We start from the raw sequence: 20,633 nt of genomic DNA on the forward strand, positions 1-20,633 counted from the left end.
ATATTAGTAGGTATAACTATAACTACTAAAGAGGTGAGAGTATGGCAACGGCATTATATTTAGAAGATGCATACAAAACGAGTTGCGAAACAGAAGTGATAAGAGTAGAAGGGAATAAAGTATTTGTAAAAGAAACAATTTTTTATCCAACTGGTGGAGGACAGGAATGTGATACGGGTGTCATTGTACAAGATGGGTCTGTATTTGAAGTTGAAAAAGTAAAGAAGGAGCAAGGAGAAATAGTTCACTATATAAAAGATGAAGCACAAGTAAAGTTAGGTCCAGTTAAATTAGAGATAAATTGGGAAAGGCGTCATAATTTAATGCGTCATCACTCTTTACTGCATCTTATCGGAGCTGTTGTTTATGAAAAGTATGGAGCTCTATGCACTGGAAATCAAATTTATCCTGATAAAGCACGTATCGATTTTAATGAGTTACAAGAGTTATCGAGCGTGGAAGTAGAAGAAATTGTTGAGGAAGTGAATAAACTTATTAAGCAAAATAAAGAAATTTCCACTCGTTATATGAGCCGCGAAGAAGCAGAAAATGCTGTAGGAATGATTAAAACAGCAATAAATCTCCTGCCAACTACTATCCAAGAAATCCGCATTGTTACAATTGAAAATTTAGACGAACAAGCTTGTGGAGGCACACATGTGAAAAATACGAGTGAAATAGGAACACTTGTTATTGATAAAGTAAAAAGTAAAGGGAAGCAAAATCGTCGTTTTGAAGTAAGAGCGATTTAGATTGTGAGGGGTTACCGATGGATGAAATTATAAAGGAATTACAAAAGTTAGGATTTTCCCAATATGAATGTAAAGCGTATATTGGACTACTAAAACATTCTCCAGTAACAGGCTATGAAGTGAGTAAACAAACAGGAGTACCTCGTTCTATGATTTACGAGGTACTCGGTAAGTTAATGGATAAAGGAGCGGTGCATATTGTACCTTCTGAACCAGTTAAATATGTACCAGTACCAGCTACCGAATTAATGAATCGAATGCGAAAAGACTTTGAAAAGTCCTTTGAATTTTTAGATGAGAAATTAAATTGTTTAGAACAAGAAAGACAGATTGATGTAATTTCGCATATTCGTTCAAATGATCGTGTTTTGAAAGAAATATGCAATATAATTAGTAGAGCAAAGGAAGAGTTATGGATTTCTGTATGGGAAGATCAAGTGCATGAAATTGAGCCATACATTCATCAAAAGGAAGAGGAAGGCGTACATATATTTTCAATCTTATTTGGAGCTCCAGAAACAAAAATAGGAGCGACGTTTCATCATAATTATATGACGCCCCACGTTGTTGAAAAGAGAATGGGTGGTCATTTAACTGTTATTGCTCGTGATGGAGAGGAAGTATTAATTGCGAACTTCTCAAATGATAGCACTTCATGGGCCGTTACAACGTATGACCCAGCGCTAGTTCTCGTTGCTACAGAGTATGTGCGGCACGATATTATGGTTGAAGAAATCACAAAGGAATTTGGAGCTGATAAGTTAGATACGTTATGGCGTGAAAATATAGATTTAGTTCATGTCGTAACAGGAAAACGAACTTTAGAAGGAATGGAGGATGATAGAGATGAGTAAAGCTCAGGCACATGTAGCTTTGCAGAGTGACGATACATTTCAGCAAGGAGTAAAAGATTGTTTACCAACTGTATTTGGTTACTTGAGCATCGGTATAGCAGCTGGTGTAATTGCAAAAACAGCTGGTTTCTCCATCATTGAAATTGCGTTTATGTCCACTTTAATTTATGCAGGTTCTGCCCAATTTATATTAGCTGGTATGTATGCAGCGGGTGCTCCTGCTTCCGCAATTATTTTTACTGTATTTTTTGTTAACTTGCGCCACCTTCTTATGAGTGCTGCACTTGCACCGTACTTTACGAAAATTCCTCTATTTAAAAACTTAATCATCGGTTCGCAAATTACAGATGAAACTTTCGGCGTTGCAGTGCAGCATGCTGCGCAAAAAGGATATTTAGGTGAAAGATGGATGATAGGGCTTAATGTAACAGCGTATTTAAATTGGATTCTTGCTACTATCATTGGCGGGCTATTTGGTGAGTGGATACCAGATCCACATACATACGGCATGGATTATGCATTACCAGCGATGTTTATCGGATTATTTGTTCTTCAGCTCATAAGTAGTAAACCGAAACTAGCAATTCATTTAAGTGTTGCAATTGTAGCGATTATTATCGCATACGTTTCACACCTATTTATGCCAGATAGTATAGCGGTTATTATCGCAACCTTACTAGCTGCGACGATTGGAGTGTTGATTGAAAAATGGAAATGAGATTAGATGTATTATTACTTTTACTAGCAGCAGGAGCTGTTACACTCGTGCCACGTATTTTACCTCTACTTGTATTTAGCAAACTACAAATTCCTGACTGGGGTTTAAAATGGTTAAATTACATACCAATTGCGATATTAGCAGCGCTTTTAGCACAAGTTTTATTTATGCATGAAACGATGCAGTGGGATTATCTTATTGCAGCAATTCCAACATTTCTTGTAGCGATATATACTCGTAGTTTATTAGGTACAGTATTAACGGGAGTGATTGTGATTATTTTGTTACGTTTCCTTTTCTAAAAAGGATTACGCTCATATCATAGCGAAAAGTGTAATAACATGAAAAATATAGGGGTGGTGTTATGATACTTTTAACGATAGGAGCAATTTTGTTAACGTTATTTATTTTCTTTATTATCGGCTTTATTACGTTTATGATGTTTGTTGATAAGGCGACACCTCAAATATATTATACACCTTGTGAATCAGTGACAGTGAAAACTAAAGGTAAACATAGAAGGAAGAAAAGTTGAAAGTTGGCTTTTCTTCCTTCTTCTATTACATCCCCGAAAGAACTAACAACAATAACCCAAATAAAAAACTAGTCAAGGAAAGAAAACCGATACATATTGAGAATACACGATTATTCCCCATTCGCGCCAGAAAGTTATAAAACCTAAAATACAAAGGAAAAACCAAATGGGTAGGAATAGGAACTCACTAACTTTCGCGGGGAGTAGCGAATAAAAAGTTGTTACATATAAGATCCAATTAGTAAAAAATAAAATGCAAACGATAATAGATTGTAAGTAGAGGCGGTTAAAAAATCTCCTTTATAAGATTGTTTTTATCACGCATTAACAGCCCGATTGGTGAGGGGGAATAATCAGTGGAGTATTAACCCACCCCACTGATTGAAGTTTCACTTTACAAGAAATGAATCTATTAAATTGTATGCTTGTTTTGTAGAGTGCTCGTTATATTTTTCAGTGTACGGATTTAGAAATCCATGTTCACCGTGTAGTTGTTTTATTTCTAATAAAGGATTCTTTTGTTGCTGCAATGTGTGAATTAAAGAGGATACTGAAAAACTAGATTCTTTTTCAGGGAAAATAAGTAAGGTAGCACATGTTGGTTTTATATGAATATAGTCACGTATACGAGAACCGTAACATCCGATAATAAAATCAATTTTCGGATTGTTACTACATAGCCATGAGATGGTAGCTCCAACACTAAAGCCGATAAGTCCAATATGTGTATAACTACTAGAAAGATGAGAAATGAATTCTTCAATTTGCTTTTTTCCATAATCAAATCCAATATGATTTACAAAATGTTCATATGCTTTTTCTTCATCACTATAATGAAATGCATGTTGTAATTGTAGAAGATTAGGACAGAATACGTCTATATGAGATGAAGTAAAGTGCTGGGTAACGTGATGCATATGGTCGTTCACACCATATATTTCATGAACAATAACGAGAGCTACTTTTTTCTTCATAGTTATAAATCGCCTCTATGAAACTTAAATTCTTTCTCAACAAGGCAAATACGCAGGTGGAAGTTTTCATACCAGTGCTCACGACCTCTTTTTTTCGCTTCTTTATGTAAGGTGTTCTTTTTCCAATTTTCAATTGCATCAAGTGATTCCCAATAAGAAATTGTTATTCCGAGCCCAGAATTACCTCGTGCACTTTCTACACCTAAAAATCCAGGTTGTTGCTTTGCGAGTTTTTCCATTTCTTCGGCAACGGTATTATAGTCAGTTGTATCATTTGATAAATTAGAAGTGAATATAACTGCATAATAAGGCTTGTTTTTTTCTAAATTAGATGCCATTATTTTTCCCCCTTAATGTATAGTACGAATAATTAATCCATAGTTTGTATTTTAGCAGGTCACAAAAAGAAAAGAAGTAGAAAATTCTTATTTTTTCAGCTCATGTAAAATAAAGGATAGAAGAAATTTATAATAAGTAATCTGAAAGAAGAAAAATGCCACTTCAAAAGAGAAGTAGCATTTCTTATATTTCCTCTAAGCTATTAACTGGAACAGTTAATTCGCGTCCTGGGTTTTTTACTTCATATATGCGGGCGGTTTCATTGCTTTCATCGACGTGTTGAATCATAACAGGCATGCCTTGAAAATTGACATTGGCTTGTTCTGCTGACATAGAAAGCTCTATTGCACGTTGTATATTCATTTATATTCCTCCCATCATTATTATCTTTGCTAAAAAAGAGGAATAATATACCATTTAGAGACATTCTTAAAGTTTTTGTATTATTTGTAATGTTTCTTTAATAAATGCAGAGAAAATAGAATCTGGATAAGATTGTATCATTTCATTTGCTTTTGTTGCTTCTTCAAGAGCTCTTGTTTTATCATTTAGTTTGACGTAACAAAGTGCACGATATGCACCTGCTGTTGTAAGCCACGCTTGATCCAGTGGATGGTTCATATAATCCGGTATAATACCACGTTGCAATGCTTGTAAAGCTTCTTCGTAACGTTTTAATCCGTACAAAGCCTTTCCTTTTTCAAGATAGTACAGTCCATCGTCTTGAAAAATTGGCTCATCTTTTAGTTTTTCTCGAAATTGTTCTAGATGTTTTAATGCGATTGTATATTCATTAGTAATTGTGTTGTAATAGTAAGCTTTTAAAATATCAATAATTGCGATGGATAGAATATCTTCTGTAAAAATGGCAAATTGCTCAGATTTTTTTATGTAATATAAATATTGTTCTTTATCAGCTGTAATGACTTTTTGGTAAGATAAAATCCGGTAAAATTCATCTGTTTTATAATACACTTGATGCTTTTTTGAAAATGCGAGTGCTTCTAATATCGTTTCTTCACATTTTTCATAATCGCCACATGCTAGTAAGATGATGGCTTCATATAAACATAACTCGATATGTATAATGAGATCCATTTCTAAATGTTTTTCCTCATAATCATTTCTAATATAATATATAAGTTGTAAACATTCAGCATACTTTTTACGCGTGAATATCGCAAAAGATAATTTTAATTTTGTTTCTGTACTGTCGCGATATAACTTATATTTTTCAAAAATAGAAACAGCTTTTTCTACGTAAGATTCAATGTTGTAATCTTTCATAATCGTCGCAGCAGTTACAAATTGTTTGTATAAGCGAGCTGTATTTAAAGTAGAAGGTAGCTCTGTTTGAACGATAGGTAGTAAAGTCTTGTATACTTCATCGCATTTATTTGCTTTTATTAATGGCTCCATTTTTTGAATGAGTTCCACAATTTCTCCTTCATCTTCTTCTAATAAAAAGCTCATTTCACATTCAAGTTTTTCCGCAATATATTGTAATGTTTTCATAGAAGGTGTAGCTTTTCCATTTTCAATTTGACTAAGCATACTTTTTGTCAGTTCCAAACCTGCCAGCTCTGTTTGTGTAAGCTTTTTTTCTTTTCTTAATGCTTTAATTTTTTCGCCGAGAGTTGCCATATTATTGCTCCTTTATATTTAAAAAGTTAAATTATATTTAACTTTATGTTGTGAAAATCGGAAAGTTGATTATATAATAAGTTTAACACAATTTAACTTTTAAGGGGAGAGAGTCAAAAATGGGAGATATAAGTATAGGACAACATGATTCAAGAATGAAGATTGCAACGAGAAACATCATTTTAATGATGATTGGAAAAATGACGTCTTTATTAGGCGCAGGTATTTATACGTTCGCAATGGGGTTATACGTATTAAAGACTACTGGTTCAGGGATGGGGTTTGCAACTACGCTCGTTTGCGGATCACTTCCAAGGATGATCTGTGGTCCAATTGCTGGTGCTGTAGCAGATCGCGTCAATCGAAAATGGCTTGTCATTGGTACTGATTTATTAAGTAGTTTAACGATGCTTAGTATGTTTATTCTTGCTACTATATTTGGACCATCACTTCTTTTTATTTATATTTCAGCAGCATTATTATCAATTTGTGCAAGTTTTTATTCCGTTGCATTAACTTCGTCTATTCCGAGTTTAGTAGATGAAGGACGTATTCAAAAAGCGAGTGCTTTAAATCAAACGGCGGCTTCTTTATCAAATATTTTAGGGCCGATTATTGGCGGAGTTGTATTTGGTTTCTTTTCAATTCAGTCGTTCTTTTTGTTGAATAGCATTACATTCTTTTTAGCGGTTATTTTGCAATTATTTATTGTATTTGATTTATATAAAAAAGAAGTGGCTGAGAGTAAAGAGCATTTCTTGACGAGTATAAAAGAAGGTTTTTCATATATAAAACGAAAACATGAAATATATGGTTTAATGAAAATAGCATTGTGGGTAAACTTTTTTGCATGTGGTCTAACCGTTGCACTTCCATACATTATCGTACATACATTGCATTTATCTTCAAAGCAACTTGGTACTGTAGAGGGAATGTTAGCAGTCGGGATGTTAATTGGTGCGATTGCTTTATCGGTGCGTAAAGAAGTGAATAATCCGTTTCGTTCAATTTATACTGGACTGTTTTTGTTTGCAGGTTTAAGTTTATGTACAGTCTTTCCGTTGTTAGTTATCATTCCAAAAGTAGCAAGTTTTATTTACTATATTGCTTTTATGATGTTAACTGGTATAGCAATTATGATTGTAAACATTCCAATGCAAGTACATATGCAAAAAACGACAGATCCGAGCTACCTAGGGCGTGTGTTTGGCCTACTTGAAACAATTGCGACTGCAATCGCACCACTTGGTATGATTGTATATGGACTACTATTAGATATGTTGCCAACTAGCATTGTTATGATGACAATAGGCGGAGGTTTATTGTTAGTTGTATTAGTTGGAGTAAAGCAACATATGGCGAAAAAACAACTAGATGTGTCCGCTTAAAAATAAGAAAATAATAAAAATTTGACTTATCATTATAAAAATGACTAAATTAGTATTTTAGTTTTTGAAACTCTTTTTCATGTATGTTAAAGTAAAGTGAGCTTGCAAAGAAAAGGAGACAACAGCATGAAAAAATTAAGTTTTGTTATGCTTTTTCTATTAGTCGTAATGGCTGGATGTAGCAATTATGACACATATATTGAAACAGGTATGCAATCATTGAAAGATGAAAAGTATAGTGATGCAACAATGTGGTTCGAAAAAGCAGAAAAAGAGAAATCAGGAAATGAAGCCAAATCATATAAAGAAGTTGCTGAGAAAATGGATCACGGAGCAACAGCATTAAAAGACGGTAAGTATTTAGAAGCGAAAGACATTGCAAATGAAGTGTTACAAATGAAAAAAGACGATGCACTTGAAAAAGCTGTAACATCAAATGCAGAGAATATGCTTCAAAAAGCAAAAGATGTGGAAGAGAAAGTAAATGAAAGAGTGGCAAAGCGTAGAAAGGTAGAAGAAGAAGGAATCGATAAAATTATCAAAGCTGTCGATAGTATAGATGAAGTGAAAGAAAAAGAGAAGAAAGTATCAGAAGCATTAGATAAGGCTGAAGAGGCGCAAGCAAAAATTGAGGCAAAGAAAAATAAATAGATTTATAGTTTAAAAGGCTGTCGTGCATAACGACAGCCTTTTAATTTTTTGTTGCAAATGAAGTGATGCTCTGTAGTAAAAAAGAAATGATTTTAGAATTCCATCTGTCCTCATGATGAATCGTATAAATATTACGCTGAAATTCAAATTCAGGGATTGGTATATAGCATAGCTCATTTCGTTGTATTTCTTGTTCGATAGCAAGTTTAGAAATCAAGGCAATTCCATTACCATATTTTAAAATTTGTTTCATCGTTTCTAATGAATCTAATTCAATTTCTGATTGGAATGTAATGTTGTGCGCTAACGTCCATTGTGTAAGTAAATCTCTCGTTGTAGATGGGTTACGATGCAATAGTATGCGTTCCTTTTCTATATTTTGTAACGATACATTGTCTTTCTTTGAAAAATGATGTTCTTTGGAAAAGGCAAGAACAAGTGTATCGGGCATTATATTCGTTTGTTTTAAAAGTGGTTCATCAAATGGAGCAGCGGAAATTATCCCAAGATCGATTTCGTGATTTTGTAGCATCATTCGAATTTCAGGGGCTGTTTTCACTAGTAGCGTTATTTTTATATTGGGAAATTCACATTGAAATTGATGAACGACTGCTGGCAAAAGATAAGTCGCTGGTACATAACTAGCGCCGATTGTTATAGCACCTTTATGAAAATCTTTAAACTCTTGCGTGACACGTCTAGCTTCTTTCATAAGTGCATCTATTTTACAAGCATAATGGTGCAAAGCCTCACCAGCCTCTGTTAAGAAATACCTTCCAGAACGTAATTCGAATAAAGACACACCGAGTTCTTCTTCTAAGCTTTTTATATGAAAAGTAATAGTTGGTTGTTTAACGCCAAGTTTTTCTGCAACGATTGTAAGCTTTTTGTATTTCTTAATAAGTACTACAATTTCTAATTTTAAGAGATTCATTATGATGCCGCCTTTTTTATTTTAACTATAGAAAAAATCTATAGAAATAAATAGTTTATTAGAAGTTTTTTAATTTAATCTTTACAGTACATTAACATTCAGTATAAATCTTCCATATAGAATGAAAGCAGGTTAAGAATGAGGGGAGAGAGGTGAGACGATGGATATTAAAATTAATGGATTAGAAAAAACATTTGGTAAAACACAAGCGTTAAAGCCGTTGCAGATTGTAATGAAACAAGGGGAATTCACTACACTTTTAGGACCTTCGGGATGTGGGAAAACGACTTTACTTAGAATGATAGCAGGACTTGAAGAACCGGATAAGGGAGAAATATATTTTGGAGACCAGTGCATGTATTCTGCTACAAAAAAGATAAAGACATCTCCTCATGAACGGAATATCGGTATGGTATTTCAAGATTTTGCTTTATGGCCGCACATGACTGTTTTTGAAAATGTTGCATTTGGTTTAAGAGCTACAAAGCAAATGAATCATTTACGAGAAAAAGTAGAGGATGCGATAAAGCGAGTTCGCCTGCAAGGTATGGAGAAAAGGTATCCGCACGAACTTTCTGGTGGACAGCAACAACGTGTCGCATTCGCTAGAGCAATTGTAACAAAACCTCATTTTATTTTGTTTGATGAACCGCTAAGTGCACTCGATGCAATTTTGCGAGAAGAAATGAGAATAGAGCTTATGGATATTGTTCATTCCATTGGTTTAACTGCACTGTATGTTACTCACGATCAAACAGAAGCAATGTCAATGTCAGACCAAATTATTGTCATGAAACAAGGAGAAGTATTACAAAAAGGAACACCGGAAGATATTTATGTGAAACCGTCTCATGAATTTGTTGCCAAATTTGTTGGTAAGGCGAATTGGTTTGTAGAGGGGAAAAGAATGATTCGTCCAGAGCATGTGAGTTGGACAAAAAATGATGTGTGCGAAATGTATACAGGTGAAATTCAGCATGTTACATATGTAGGAGAACGTTATGAAGTGAAAGTAAATATGGGGACTTTAGGCATCTGGACAGCCTATCACAATAGTAAGCTAAGCATCGGGAAACCAGTATCGTTATATGTACCAAAAAAATGTATTCATCATATAGGGGGAGAATCGTATGAAGAAATTCAGTTCGCTTAAGTCTTTATTTGTATGTACTTTACTATTTTCTACTGTAGTAACAGGTTGTAGTTCAAAGACAGGTAATGCAGATGCAAAAAGTAAAAATATGAATGAAAAGAAAATTGTTGTATATAGTGCAGGGCCAAAAGGGTTAGCAGAAAAAATTCAAAAAGACTTTGAAAAGAAAACTGGTATAAAGGTGGAAATGTTTCAAGGGACAACTGGTAAAATTTTAGCGAGAATGGAAGCTGAAAAGAAAAATCCAGTCGTTGACGTTGTCGTACTCGCTTCCTTACCAGCGATGGAAGGATTAAAGAAAGAGGGTCAAACGTTAGCTTATAAAGAGGCGAAACAAGCTGATAAGCTGCGTTCTGAATGGTCAGATGATAAAGGCCATTATTTCGGGTATAGTGCTTCAGCATTAGGGATTGTGTACAATACAAAAAATGTGAAGACGGCGCCTGAAGATTGGAGCGATATAACGAAAGGAGAATGGAAAGGGAAAGTGAATCTTCCAGATCCAGCACTTTCAGGTTCAGCTTTAGACTTTGTAACAGGATACGTGAAAAAGAATGGACAAGATGGATGGAATTTATTTGAGCAGCTTAAGAAAAATGAAGTTACAGTAGCAGGAGCAAACCAGGAAGCGTTAGACCCAGTTGTAACAGGTGCGAAAGATATGGTCATTGCGGGTGTTGATTATATGACGTATAGCGCAAAAGCAAAGGGTGAACCTGTTGATATCGTATATCCAAAAAGCGGAACAGTTATTAGCCCACGTGCAGCGGGGATTATGAAGGATAGTAAAAATGTTGAAGGTGCAAAAGAGTTTATTGATTATTTATTATCCGATGATGTACAAAAACAAGTTTCTAAAGCGTATTTATTGCCTGGTAGAACAGATATAAAAGCTGAAAATAGACCAAATGTAGAAGAGATTCCAGTATTAAATATTGATTGGAAAACAGTTGAGAAAGAGCAAGATGAAATAGGGAAACAATTTAAGAAAGTATTTCAATAAGATGGTGATTCCATGGTAAATCGATTCGTATCAGTAAGACAAGTTGGAATGACGGTAGCGTTATTACTTGTGGGGATGTTAATCGTCATTCCACTTTTTCTTATTTTATTTTCTAGTGTATATGAAAATAGCAGTTGGAATTTTTTAAAGCCTTTTGAAGTGATGCAGAGTGGTGGATTAGCGGGGATTTTTCTAAATTCGATGCTTCTAGGTGTACTCGTTGTAATAGGTGCTACAATATTTGCATTTCCATTGGCATTTATTATGAGCAAAACAGATGTAGGAAAGTATAGTAAGTTAGATATTGTTTTTATGATTCCATTTATGACACCGCCGTATATTGGATCGATGGGCTGGATTTTGTTCATGCAACCTAACGGCTATTTTGAACAATTTTTCCCGATGCTAAAGACAGTTTCATCATCGTTTTTTAGTTTAGGAGGTATGGTATTAATTATGAGTCTGCATTTATTCCCATTCCTTTATTTCATGCTGAAAAACACGTTACTTCAGATTGGGAGTAGTAAAGAAGAAGCTGCAGCAGTTCATGGCGGAAGTTTTTTCTATCGCTTAAGAAAAATAATATTGCCGTTATTAGTATCAAGTTATGTAATGGGTGCTTTACTCATTTTCGTAAAGACGATTGCTGAATTTGGAACACCGGCCACATTCGGACGTAGAATAGGATTCCACGTGTTAACATCAGAAATTCATAAATTTATTTCGAGTTGGCCAATTGATTTTAGTAGTGCAACAGCATTATCTTCTTTATTACTTAGTGCTTGTATGCTCATTTGGTATATGCAAAATGTATTGAATCGAAAGTATTCATATGCAATGGTTAGTGGAAAAGGTGTGAAATCAAAAAGATATACTTTGTCTATATTTACGCGCGTTGTAGCATGGATGTATGTAATTGGTTTATTAATCGTATCAATTGGAATTCCATACTTTTCTATACTTATTGCTTCTTTGTCAAAATTAAGAGGCGGCGGTTTACATGTAAATAACTTTACAACAAGCCATTATGAGGCATTGTTTACAATGGGATCTCCGGGATTAGAGGCTTTATGGAATAGTTTTCTTTTTTCACTCGTAACAGCGATTATTGCGGTAATTATTGGAGTCTTTTTGGCACTTATGATTCGAAAGGGGAAAAAAAACTCTGAAAAATGGCTTGATATGTGCGGTATGTTACCGAATATGGTACCAGGAATCGTTATGGTTGTAGGTCTTATTCTATTTTGGAATTCACCATATATGCCTATGTCAATTTATAATACACCAATTATGGTTATCATAACGTATGTTGTTCTGTTTTTACCTTACACGGTGCAATATGTAAAATCATCACTCGGACAAATTGATGATTCTCTCGTACAGGCAGGAAGTATTTTTTCGGGAAATTATATTTATATTTTTAGAAAAATAATATTGCCTCTTATTATCCCAGGCATTCTTGCCGGATGGGCGATGACATTTACAATTTCAATAAGAGAGTTAGTAGCATCACTTCTCGTATTACCTCCATCAGTAGAAACGTCAGCAACGTTTATTTTTGCTCAATTTGAACAGGGTGAAGTATCTATAGGAATGGCGATGGCCGTTGTTTCTGTTGGACTTACAACAATGTGCTTATTACTGCTGCAACATATGGAGCAAAAACGAAAAGGGGTAGCATGATGAGAATGGAAGTATGGGGAGGAGCAGGGGAGTACGGTCGCTCCTGCTATTTTGTAAAAAATAAAGAGACGAAAATATTATTTGATTGTGGTATTAATCGATCATATGAGAATAGTTATCCAAAAATAGAGGGAGAAGTTGTTCCATTTTTAGATGCGGTATTTTTATCACATATTCATGAAGATCATACGATGGGTTTACCTTTATTGGCGAAGTATGGATATAAGAAAAAAATTTGGACGACTCGTTATACGAAGGAGCAACTGCCGTTATATTATGAAAAATGGAGAAACTATAATGTGATGCAAGGGTGGAAGTTACCTTATAGCGACCAACATATAAAAGATTTAAATTATGTATGTATTGATGAGATTAGTAATCCAAATGAATGGATACAAATTACTCCTACATTGCGGTTTCAGTGGGGGTATAGTGGTCATGTATTAGGAGCTGTTTGGTTTTTAGTTGATATGTGTAATACATACGTATTTTATTCAGGCGACTATTCAGCAGAGTCTAATATACTACGAGCTAATTTACCTGAGAAATTGGGCCACAATATAAAAGTTGCAATTGTAGATGCCGCTTATCACACAGATGATGTTTCGCAAAATGAAAGATTAGACGATCTATGTGCAGAAATTGAACGAGTTATGCAAAATAAAGGAATAGCATTATTACCGCTGCCACAACTTGGTAGGGCGCAAGATATAGTATTGTATTTATATGAACGATATAAAGAATTTCCGCTTATAGTAGATAAAGAAATTTTGGCTGGATTTGAAGAGATGTTCATATATAAAGATTGGATAAAAAATAATGAGGAACTTAAACGGATTATGGAGAGTTTAAAAAGAAGCATAATAGTGATGGATAATGACATTAGTATGCAAAATAGTTACGGAATAGTTGTAATGAGCGATGCGAATATGCAAACGAAACGAGCACAGTTATACTATGAACAGCTTCGGAATGAAAAACGGAATGCCATTATTTTTACTGGGCATATTGCGAAAGGGAGTTTTGCAGAAAGAGTTATGAAAGAACATGTAAGGAGTACATGTAGGGTGAAGCGAGTTCCGTATAAAGTTCACCAAAGTATAAGAGACGTTAAAGAGATGTTAAATACATTATTACCAGAACATACGGTGCTAGTGCACGCTTTGAAAGAGGATACGGATCGATTACAACAAAAGCTAAGTACAGCAGGATATGAAAATGTATATTCACTTGCAATGGAACGTATAGAAGTCATTTGAAATGTAAAGGGGATAGGTATATGAAAAAAGTATTTGTATTCGTAAGCATTTTCTTTTGTTGTTTCCTTTATAACGTTAAGGAAGGGTTTGCAGCTAGTCCAATGAAACCTAGTTTTGAAGTAAAGTTATTATTGAAGCCAGAACAAGTATTAGGTGATAACAAAGAGATGAAGAAAGAGGTGCTAGAACATTTCCAGGCTGGTACAAAATATGAAAGAATACAAGTGCAATTTTTAGATACTGCGAATAAAAGTTTAAGTGAGGAAGGTTGGTTTGCTAGAATTCGAAAGAAAGAATTTAGTAAAGATTTTGAATTAACATATAAAAAAAGATATCCTATTCCAAATGGTGTAATTCAAGATGCACTAGAAGTAGCTAAAAAAGAAGGATTCGATAGTAATACGGATAGTTATGAGGCGGAAATAGATTGGGGATTTGAGAAGAAAACATTAAGCATTTCAAATAAGAAAAGTTACAGCGCTAAAGGATATGGGATACTTGATTTACCAAATGAACAAGCTGCTCAAAACATGTTAATAGAAAAATTACCAGGGAAAATGAACAAATGGTTGTATACAAATTGGGGAGAGGAAATGTTAAAGAATTCCCGTATTTACGGTCCTGTATTAATGAAACGATATACAGGAGAGTTTGAAAACATAAAAGCAAATATTGAAGTTTGGCCATTAAGTAATACCGGAAAATTAGAAGATGACTTCGTAATAGAAGTGTCATTTAAAACAAATGAAGAAAGTAGTGCGACAAAACAAAGGGAATTATTAATGGCGAGTTTAGAGAAAAAAGGCTGGTTGTTACCGAAAGATAGTTTGAAGACAGAGCTTATTTTTCAGTAAATGAGAAAAAAGGAATCCATATTTCGTGGATTCCTTTTTCCAATATATGAGTATTAAGCTAAGTCAGCTGACACGAACATATCACTATTTTGAAGGTTTTTAGAGCGTAAACTATAAGCAACTACCTTCTTTTTATATTGTTTTACAACATCAACATGCTCCTCGTGACTATAAATATAAAATGTAAAATTCTTTTTGCCACGTTTTGCATTGATAATTAAAGGCGTACCCTCATTGTGTGGTGGTGCATAATAGCGATCTAAAAATAAACCTTCGTTAAAATCATGAATAATTTTTGATTTCTGTTCGCCTTCTACGCTATTTCCATGAATTGTAATAGTCACATTCTCTTCTTCAAGTTTTGGATGTGTTTCGTACTTGCTAATAATGGATTCAATAACAGTGTTAGGAAGGCTAGAAACGATAATTTTAAATGCTCCAAATACAACTAACATTACAATAAACCAAGTCGTCATAGTATATCATCCCCTTTATTCTATTTAATAATATAACTCATATGGTAATAGTACATATGGTGAAGTTTTGTATAATTTGTGAAAAATATGCCATTTTCACGAACGAAATGTTAGAAAAATCAATTTTGTTACAAAAAGTTGAAATCGAAGTATTTTAAAAGAAAAAGGTTTATAATAAAAATATAACTAATAACCACATTACTAATTATAAGGAAGTGTAACTATGAGTACTGTAGCAATCGTATATGGTATTATTCTTTCCACAATTATTGTTTTGTTTTTCGTTGGGGTTTCACGTTATATTCATAAATGGAAAGAAGGCGTTGCGAAATTAAATCACATTGAAGAAGAACTTAGTGATTTAATGTTACATCATGGTAAGTAAACATTTATTTTTTAACTAAACAATGTGAAGAATATCACAAAACGTGCTTTCCTAATGAAGGCATGTTTTTTTGTTGTTTAAGAAAAGAAGTATTTTTGTATAAATAATCTAATTATTACTTAAAAAGGGAAATTTATTTAGTATAATATATAATATGTTTATTTTAGGGGGAGTATCATGAGGGGATTAAAAGTTGTTGGAATTATAGCTGGAATTACTATAGTAGGCTGTATAGCTTTCTTTTCAGTGAAGGAATATGTCAATTCCAAAGAAGACTCTAATTATGTGCTAAATTACATAAAAGAACATAAGGATGATAAAACAACTTCTTTAATTGTTAAAAGAAATGGTGAAACATTGACATCAATAAATGAAAAAGAAAAATTACCGCTAGCAAGTATGTCGAAAATCGTTATAGCAATTGAATATGCTAAGCAAGTAGCTGAAGGGAAAATAAGAAAAGACGAGAAAATTTCATTGAAAGAATTAGAAAAATACTATGTGAAAAATACTGATGGTGGTGCACACCCTGCATGGCTAGATGATGTAAAAGGTAAAGAGTTAGTGAAGGGTGGTCAAACTTCTTTAGAAGAAGTAGTGAAAGGAATGATCCATTATAGTTCGAATGCGAATGCATCATATTTATTGGACAAGCTTGGAGCAGCGCGGATAAATGAAAGTTTGAAAGAGTTAGGCTTAAATAGTCACGATGAATTTTATCCAACGTATACAGGGGCATTATATATGAGGGGCTATGTTGAAAAAGAACTGCATATTCCTCAAAATAAAGCATTGGACAAGCTACGTAATATGTCTAATGATGAATATGTTAAGCATGTATGGCAAATACATGAATGGATGAAAGACGAGAAAGAATGGACAAAACGCGAGATATCGTTAAAAGCCGATATGGATTTTCAGCGTATTTGGTCAGATCGGTTTATAGGTGCAAATGCGAAGGATTACATGAGTTTATTGGAAAAGATAAATAGCAGAAATTATTTTACACCACAAATGCAAGGTGAGGTTGAGAATATATTTAAAGGAACCGTAGGAGAGGGTATATTCGAATTTGCTGGACAGAAAGGTGGTTCTACGGCATTTGTATTAACAAATAGTTTCTATGGTACTGATAAAAAAGGGAATAAGATTGAGATTGTCTTTATGATGAACAATTTGAGTGAAAAAGCATTTGAAAAACTTCTAAGTAATATGGATTACTTTATTCGAGATATTGTCATAAGTGAGGAATTCAGAAATAAATTATAATGAAATAATTTTATTATGTAAACAAAGGGGCACTTATGAAAAGTGCTCTTTTGTAATACAGGATTTTCCAATCTTATTATTGAATATAGATGGGAAATAAGAAAGGAGGTTGAAAAATGACAACAATATATTTCGTTCGCCATGCCCATTCTACATATACAAAAGAAGAACGGGAACGACCTTTATCTGAAAAAGGGCACTGTGATGCAGAAAATGTAACGCATTTATTAAAAGATAAACATATTGATGTTGTTATTTCTAGTCCTTACAAAAGAGCAATCCAAACTGTACAAGGAATTGCGAATACATATAAATTATCAATACAAACTGAAGAAGATTTGCGTGAAAGATTATTGAGCACAGAGCCAGTATCAAATTTTAATGATGCTATGCAGAATGTGTGGAAAGATTGGAGTTTTGCATACGAAGGCGGAGAATCAAATACTGTAGCACAAAAGCGCGCTGTAATATGTATACAAAATATATTAAAAAAATATGAAGGTAAGAATATTGTAATAGGTACGCATGGGAATATTATGGTATTACTAATGAATTATTTTAATTCGAAATATGATTTGGAGTTTTGGAAAACACTTCATATGCCTGATGTGTATAAATTAAATTTTGATAAAAATCGTTTCATTTCTGCTGAAAGAATAGAGAAAACAGGTCATCGGTTAAATATTTTGTAAAAGTTTATCAAAAAAAGAGGAAAGAGAGAAGTTATTGTAGAAGTATGACTTTGTAACATAAAAAATATATGTTAAAGGAGGCTGTTTACATGTTTGAGAAAGAGAAAGAAGGGCTTATTGAAGTTCACAACGTATATGAAATTGCACCAGCAGATGGAACAATTATTGGTATGGCAACAGAAGAAGAAATGGAAATTGCTGCTGAACTAGAGCTGCAGTACTATGCCCATTCTCGTTTGCTAGAAGCAAATATTCAGTTAGACGGTTCCTCCTATAAAGAGTTACTTCAGGAGTTCCAGGAGTACGAAAGAAAATCAATGAGCTTTTGGCGAGCAATACATAAGCGTTTAGCTGTGCCATGGGCATGGGTATTACGTATTGATGTTGCGAATGGCCCTATTTATGTAAGTAATGGGAATGCGTATTACGAAGAAATCGATGATGAAGAAGATTATGAATAGATAAGTAAGGAAGCAACTTTAGTTGCTTCCTTTTTTTATTTATAGAGATTGAACAGCCTCAATAATAATATCAGGCCGATCAATTTCGATTCCGTGACCAGCATGTTTGGCAAGTATATATTGGCTATGTATGGAGAGTTGTAATTGTTCATGGATCAGTTCTTGCCACATTGATTCAAGTTGTGTCGCTTCCTCTTTTGGCATGCCACCCTCAGTCAACTGAGTAATAGAATAATGAGGATCTCTACCGATAACGATTAATGGTATTTCTAATGTTTTATATAGCTCTTTTATTGAGCGAGCACAATTTTTCCACTCATATAGTTCAGAAGCTGTTGCTTTATATAACAGAGGAGAGGTAGAAAATTCAATGTACTGTCTTAATTGGTTAGCGAGTATAGATTTTAGTTTATTAGAAAGCATGTCTACATCCATTTTGGAGTATGTATTATATTTTTCAAGCCACATATTATCCGAGTCAGTTTGATCAGAAATTGGTAAATGAAGTTCATCTAAACGGTGTAAGTTCATCGAAGTAGAATCAACTAAAATAAGTGCTTGCAGCTTATCTTCATGTAACATCGCAAAATGTTTTGCACATAATCCTCCATAGGAATGACCGATTAGAATAAATGGCTCTTGAATAGCTAGTTTGTTTAGTAACATATGTAGCTCTTTTGTAACTTGCCTTATTGTACGTGGCTGATTTCCTAGCTCACTTTTCCCGTAACCTGGGCGATGGTATGAAACGACTGTAAAGTGCTGTGAAAGCTTTTTTATAATAGGAAGCCAATCATAAAATGAGCAACTCATTCCGGTTTGAATGACTACAGTTTGTTTACCACCTCCTTTTATATGTACTTCTATATTTTGCCCCATTATTTCTACAAATTTATGAATGTTAATTCCCCCTAAGCTTGAAATAATTTTTGAAAAGCAAAAACGATACACCAAACACCTATACCGAGTAGGACAGATGTACTAAGTGTAAATGAATTTTTTAAACCAATATAGACAATAAATAATAGTAGTGCTGATGCGGGGAATCCATATAATACCCCTAAAGCAAATTGACTCAATTCTTGTTAATTCCCGCCTTCAAATGAAATCCAAAATAGACTAAGTAAACTTACGAGAGGAAGAGCAGCAATAAAGCCACCTATCGTACTATAATGTTTGGCGACTTCAGTGATAACGCCGATAATAAGTGCCGAAACGATTACTTTAACGAGGAAATGCATATTTTGCCTCCTTCGCTAATAACGAAAATGCTTTTTCAATTAATTGTAGTTCTTCTTTTGATAACTGTGATTCTAATATTTTTATCTTTTCTTTATCTAGTAAAGTATGTTTTTCTAATACTTCAATTCCTTCAATTGTTAATGTAAGGTTTACCACTCTTTCATCTTTTTTATTTCTCTCTTTAACGATGAAACCCTTTTGAATAAGGCGCTTTATATGTTCAGATGCTGTGTTATGAGAAAGGCTAAGCTCAGTAGCGACTTTTCCAATTGTTATATCTTTCTCACGAGAAACGATTTGTAAAATACGAATTGCTTGGTGGGAAAGATTGTCCTCGTATTCGTATCGTAAGTGATAATAAATGCTCTCCCAATGTTGATTAATGTTGTTCATAATAATAAATCCCCTTTTTTATATCGTATAGTAAGATATATTCGTTGTTTTAGAAATAAAATCCTTTTATTTGGATAAAAAATGTTGAAAAAGTTTATTTTTATTGAAATATAAGGTAATCTATGTGTAAAGGTATACATTTAGCAAGAGAGAGGATGATAGTTGTGAATACATTCAAATGGATGAGTCATGAACAGATGTATGTAGATGAAATACATGTTGAAAAATGTGGTCCTCTTTCAGTCGGCGTATATGGGGGAAATCAAGAAAGTGATGCATATGAACGAGGAGATGCGGTACTTGCTTGGTGGGACCCTGAATTACAATTTGAATTTGTTATGATTTTTGATACACACCACAAAACAAAAAATATTGATTATATAATAGAAGCGATTTCAGAAAGAAAAGAGAAATTAAAAGAGTTATTTTCCTATCCAATACATTTAGCTTTTCATCATACACATATGTACTTATTAGCGTTATTTACAGATGAGTTATTTATTAAAAAGTGTGATCAAGATGATGAGGAACTCGCTTGCTTAATTTGTTTACGAAAAGGCGAATTTTTATATTGGTTATCAGTTGGTGATTGTTTCGCGTATTTATTCCATTCTGAGAAAACGAAAAATGGAAAAGGACGATTAAATAAACGGAAAAATTACGAATATATTGGCAGGAAAAATATTTTTGCAGCAAATACACCTTGCTTTACGTCAGGTGTAAGAGGATTAGAAAAAGGAATGAATCACATTGTAATGGCAACGGACGGTATTTTAGAGTGTGACAAACGAAGGTTTGATGATGATCAATCTTTAGTAGAAATATTACACGACGGAAATAGCTTGCAGATTGAGCCCGTATTAACAAATGTACTACAGTGGAAAGGTAGAGACTGTGCCACGATTATTGGATGGTCTATTGATACTGATAATAAACAATGTGCTAATTAATATAAAAGGAGTTCAAGGTTTTTA

The 20,633-nt window shown here is 33.7% G+C and carries 26 protein-coding genes and 2 pseudogenes; 18 read left to right on the top strand and 10 right to left on the bottom strand.

Translation table 11 applies throughout. The features are described from left to right. The first annotated feature begins 41 nt into the window (after positions 1-41). The 5 genes from ACTFRY_RS12750 (at position 42) to ACTFRY_RS12770 (ending at position 2,859) form a co-directional block, all read left to right on the top strand. A complete protein-coding gene (locus ACTFRY_RS12750) occupies positions 42-752 on the top strand; it encodes an alanyl-tRNA editing protein (protein WP_000179557.1) in 711 nt (236 codons plus the stop codon). A 17-nt stretch (positions 753-769) separates the two neighbouring features. Beyond that, positions 770-1,606 carry a TrmB family transcriptional regulator gene (locus tag ACTFRY_RS12755; protein WP_000343360.1) on the top strand — a complete coding sequence of 279 codons (837 nt, stop codon included), beginning with the start codon at positions 770-772 and terminating at the stop codon, positions 1,604-1,606. Continuing rightward, positions 1,599-2,324: an AzlC family ABC transporter permease gene (locus ACTFRY_RS12760; RefSeq protein WP_000030478.1), complete on the top strand. Its 726-nt coding sequence runs from the start codon at positions 1,599-1,601 to the stop codon at positions 2,322-2,324. The genes ACTFRY_RS12755 and ACTFRY_RS12760 overlap by 8 nt, the downstream gene beginning before the upstream one ends. Continuing rightward, positions 2,315-2,626, top strand: coding sequence for an AzlD domain-containing protein (locus ACTFRY_RS12765; protein ID WP_000425943.1), 312 nt, complete (start codon positions 2,315-2,317; stop codon positions 2,624-2,626). The genes ACTFRY_RS12760 and ACTFRY_RS12765 overlap by 10 nt, the downstream gene beginning before the upstream one ends. 62 nt (positions 2,627-2,688) lie before the next feature. Then, the gene (locus ACTFRY_RS12770) at positions 2,689-2,859 is read left to right on the top strand and encodes a DUF3951 domain-containing protein (RefSeq protein ID WP_000602236.1); all 171 of its coding nucleotides are present in this window, start codon (positions 2,689-2,691) and stop codon (positions 2,857-2,859) included. 25 nt (positions 2,860-2,884) lie between these two features. On the opposite strand, the pseudogene ACTFRY_RS12775 reads toward ACTFRY_RS12770, so the two are convergent. The 5 genes and pseudogenes from ACTFRY_RS12775 to ACTFRY_RS12795 form a co-directional block, all read right to left on the bottom strand. Then, positions 2,885-3,153, bottom strand: a pseudogene (locus tag ACTFRY_RS12775) (hypothetical protein); the annotation flags it as partial. Positions 3,154-3,248: 95 nt separating this feature from the next. Beyond that, positions 3,249-3,833, bottom strand: coding sequence for a dienelactone hydrolase family protein (locus tag ACTFRY_RS12780; protein WP_000730923.1), 585 nt, complete (start codon positions 3,831-3,833; stop codon positions 3,249-3,251). Positions 3,834-3,835: 2 nt separating this feature from the next. Then, positions 3,836-4,171, bottom strand: coding sequence for an antibiotic biosynthesis monooxygenase family protein (locus ACTFRY_RS12785; RefSeq protein ID WP_000157878.1), 336 nt, complete (start codon positions 4,169-4,171; stop codon positions 3,836-3,838). 184 nt (positions 4,172-4,355) lie between these two features. After that, on the bottom strand, positions 4,356-4,535 hold the full coding sequence (locus ACTFRY_RS12790; protein ID WP_001025731.1) for an H-type small acid-soluble spore protein: 180 nt from the start codon (positions 4,533-4,535) through the stop codon (positions 4,356-4,358). Positions 4,536-4,601: 66 nt separating this feature from the next. Further along, positions 4,602-5,816 (bottom strand): helix-turn-helix domain-containing protein, encoded by a 1,215-nt coding sequence (locus ACTFRY_RS12795; protein WP_016117527.1) that lies wholly within the window; start codon positions 5,814-5,816, stop codon positions 4,602-4,604. A 119-nt stretch (positions 5,817-5,935) separates the two neighbouring features. On the opposite strand from ACTFRY_RS12795, the gene ACTFRY_RS12800 reads away from it, so the two are divergent. Both ACTFRY_RS12800 and ACTFRY_RS12805 read left to right on the top strand, forming a co-directional pair. Further along, complete coding sequence (locus ACTFRY_RS12800; protein ID WP_000502481.1) at positions 5,936-7,204, top strand: MFS transporter; 1,269 nt, start codon at positions 5,936-5,938, stop codon at positions 7,202-7,204. A gap of 126 nt (positions 7,205-7,330) precedes the next feature. Next, complete coding sequence (locus ACTFRY_RS12805) at positions 7,331-7,855, top strand: DUF4398 domain-containing protein (protein ID WP_044796742.1); 525 nt, start codon at positions 7,331-7,333, stop codon at positions 7,853-7,855. A gap of 40 nt (positions 7,856-7,895) precedes the next feature. Here ACTFRY_RS12805 and ACTFRY_RS12810 read toward each other — a convergent pair whose 3' ends face one another. Continuing rightward, a complete protein-coding gene (locus tag ACTFRY_RS12810; RefSeq protein WP_001050594.1) occupies positions 7,896-8,789 on the bottom strand; it encodes a LysR family transcriptional regulator in 894 nt (297 codons plus the stop codon). A 160-nt stretch (positions 8,790-8,949) separates the two neighbouring features. On the opposite strand from ACTFRY_RS12810, the gene ACTFRY_RS12815 reads away from it, so the two are divergent. The 5 genes from ACTFRY_RS12815 to ACTFRY_RS12835 are packed head-to-tail and all read left to right on the top strand — an operon-like array spanning position 8,950 to position 14,741. Further along, positions 8,950-9,942: an ABC transporter ATP-binding protein gene (locus ACTFRY_RS12815; protein ID WP_016117529.1), complete on the top strand. Its 993-nt coding sequence runs from the start codon at positions 8,950-8,952 to the stop codon at positions 9,940-9,942. After that, the gene (locus tag ACTFRY_RS12820) at positions 9,920-10,945 is read left to right on the top strand and encodes an ABC transporter substrate-binding protein (protein ID WP_000714717.1); all 1,026 of its coding nucleotides are present in this window, start codon (positions 9,920-9,922) and stop codon (positions 10,943-10,945) included. Before ACTFRY_RS12815 ends, ACTFRY_RS12820 begins: the two co-directional genes overlap by 23 nt. Positions 10,946-10,957: 12 nt before the next feature. Then, on the top strand, positions 10,958-12,628 hold the full coding sequence (locus tag ACTFRY_RS12825; protein WP_098616252.1) for an ABC transporter permease: 1,671 nt from the start codon (positions 10,958-10,960) through the stop codon (positions 12,626-12,628). Beyond that, positions 12,625-13,887: an MBL fold metallo-hydrolase gene (locus ACTFRY_RS12830; RefSeq protein WP_141541451.1), complete on the top strand. Its 1,263-nt coding sequence runs from the start codon at positions 12,625-12,627 to the stop codon at positions 13,885-13,887. The genes ACTFRY_RS12825 and ACTFRY_RS12830 overlap by 4 nt, the downstream gene beginning before the upstream one ends. 20 nt (positions 13,888-13,907) lie before the next feature. Continuing rightward, positions 13,908-14,741 carry a hypothetical protein gene (locus ACTFRY_RS12835; RefSeq protein WP_098616250.1) on the top strand — a complete coding sequence of 278 codons (834 nt, stop codon included), beginning with the start codon at positions 13,908-13,910 and terminating at the stop codon, positions 14,739-14,741. 53 nt (positions 14,742-14,794) lie between these two features. Here ACTFRY_RS12835 and ACTFRY_RS12840 read toward each other — a convergent pair whose 3' ends face one another. Next, complete coding sequence (locus ACTFRY_RS12840; protein WP_088066895.1) at positions 14,795-15,217, bottom strand: YfmQ family protein; 423 nt, start codon at positions 15,215-15,217, stop codon at positions 14,795-14,797. Positions 15,218-15,258: 41 nt separating this feature from the next. Between ACTFRY_RS12840 and ACTFRY_RS12845 the strand changes: the two genes are divergently transcribed. The 5 genes from ACTFRY_RS12845 to ACTFRY_RS12865 all read left to right on the top strand — a co-directional run bounded on the left by ACTFRY_RS12845 (position 15,259) and on the right by ACTFRY_RS12865 (position 18,024). Then, a complete protein-coding gene (locus tag ACTFRY_RS12845; protein ID WP_001987133.1) occupies positions 15,259-15,375 on the top strand; it encodes a hypothetical protein in 117 nt (38 codons plus the stop codon). 65 nt (positions 15,376-15,440) lie between these two features. Beyond that, positions 15,441-15,602: a hypothetical protein gene (locus ACTFRY_RS12850; protein ID WP_000108701.1), complete on the top strand. Its 162-nt coding sequence runs from the start codon at positions 15,441-15,443 to the stop codon at positions 15,600-15,602. 177 nt (positions 15,603-15,779) lie between these two features. Further along, the gene (locus tag ACTFRY_RS12855; RefSeq protein WP_001214673.1) at positions 15,780-16,871 is read left to right on the top strand and encodes a serine hydrolase; all 1,092 of its coding nucleotides are present in this window, start codon (positions 15,780-15,782) and stop codon (positions 16,869-16,871) included. A gap of 116 nt (positions 16,872-16,987) precedes the next feature. Continuing rightward, positions 16,988-17,563, top strand: coding sequence for a histidine phosphatase family protein (locus ACTFRY_RS12860; RefSeq protein ID WP_000208266.1), 576 nt, complete (start codon positions 16,988-16,990; stop codon positions 17,561-17,563). Between the two features lie 89 nt (positions 17,564-17,652). After that, positions 17,653-18,024, top strand: coding sequence for a hypothetical protein (locus ACTFRY_RS12865; RefSeq protein ID WP_000461766.1), 372 nt, complete (start codon positions 17,653-17,655; stop codon positions 18,022-18,024). Positions 18,025-18,063: 39 nt separating this feature from the next. Here the strand turns inward: ACTFRY_RS12865 and ACTFRY_RS12870 are convergent, their stop codons facing one another. The 3 genes and pseudogenes from ACTFRY_RS12870 to ACTFRY_RS12880 form a co-directional block, all read right to left on the bottom strand. Further along, the gene (locus tag ACTFRY_RS12870) at positions 18,064-18,975 is read right to left on the bottom strand and encodes an alpha/beta fold hydrolase (RefSeq protein ID WP_141541455.1); all 912 of its coding nucleotides are present in this window, start codon (positions 18,973-18,975) and stop codon (positions 18,064-18,066) included. Next, a pseudogene (locus ACTFRY_RS12875) lies at positions 18,936-19,265 on the bottom strand (DUF3147 family protein). Before ACTFRY_RS12875 ends, ACTFRY_RS12870 begins: the two are co-directional and overlap by 40 nt. Beyond that, on the bottom strand, positions 19,249-19,659 hold the full coding sequence (locus tag ACTFRY_RS12880) for a MarR family winged helix-turn-helix transcriptional regulator (RefSeq protein ID WP_001059784.1): 411 nt from the start codon (positions 19,657-19,659) through the stop codon (positions 19,249-19,251). Before ACTFRY_RS12880 ends, ACTFRY_RS12875 begins: the two are co-directional and overlap by 17 nt. A gap of 122 nt (positions 19,660-19,781) precedes the next feature. Between ACTFRY_RS12880 and ACTFRY_RS12885 the strand changes: the two genes are divergently transcribed. Beyond that, complete coding sequence (locus ACTFRY_RS12885; protein ID WP_001999549.1) at positions 19,782-20,609, top strand: protein phosphatase 2C domain-containing protein; 828 nt, start codon at positions 19,782-19,784, stop codon at positions 20,607-20,609. Positions 20,610-20,633: the final 24 nt, after the last annotated feature.

Origin of the sequence: Bacillus cereus group sp. MYBK195-1, from assembly GCF_051916605.1 — a bacterium.
Lineage (GTDB): Bacteria > Bacillota > Bacilli > Bacillales > Bacillaceae_G > Bacillus_A > Bacillus_A cereus.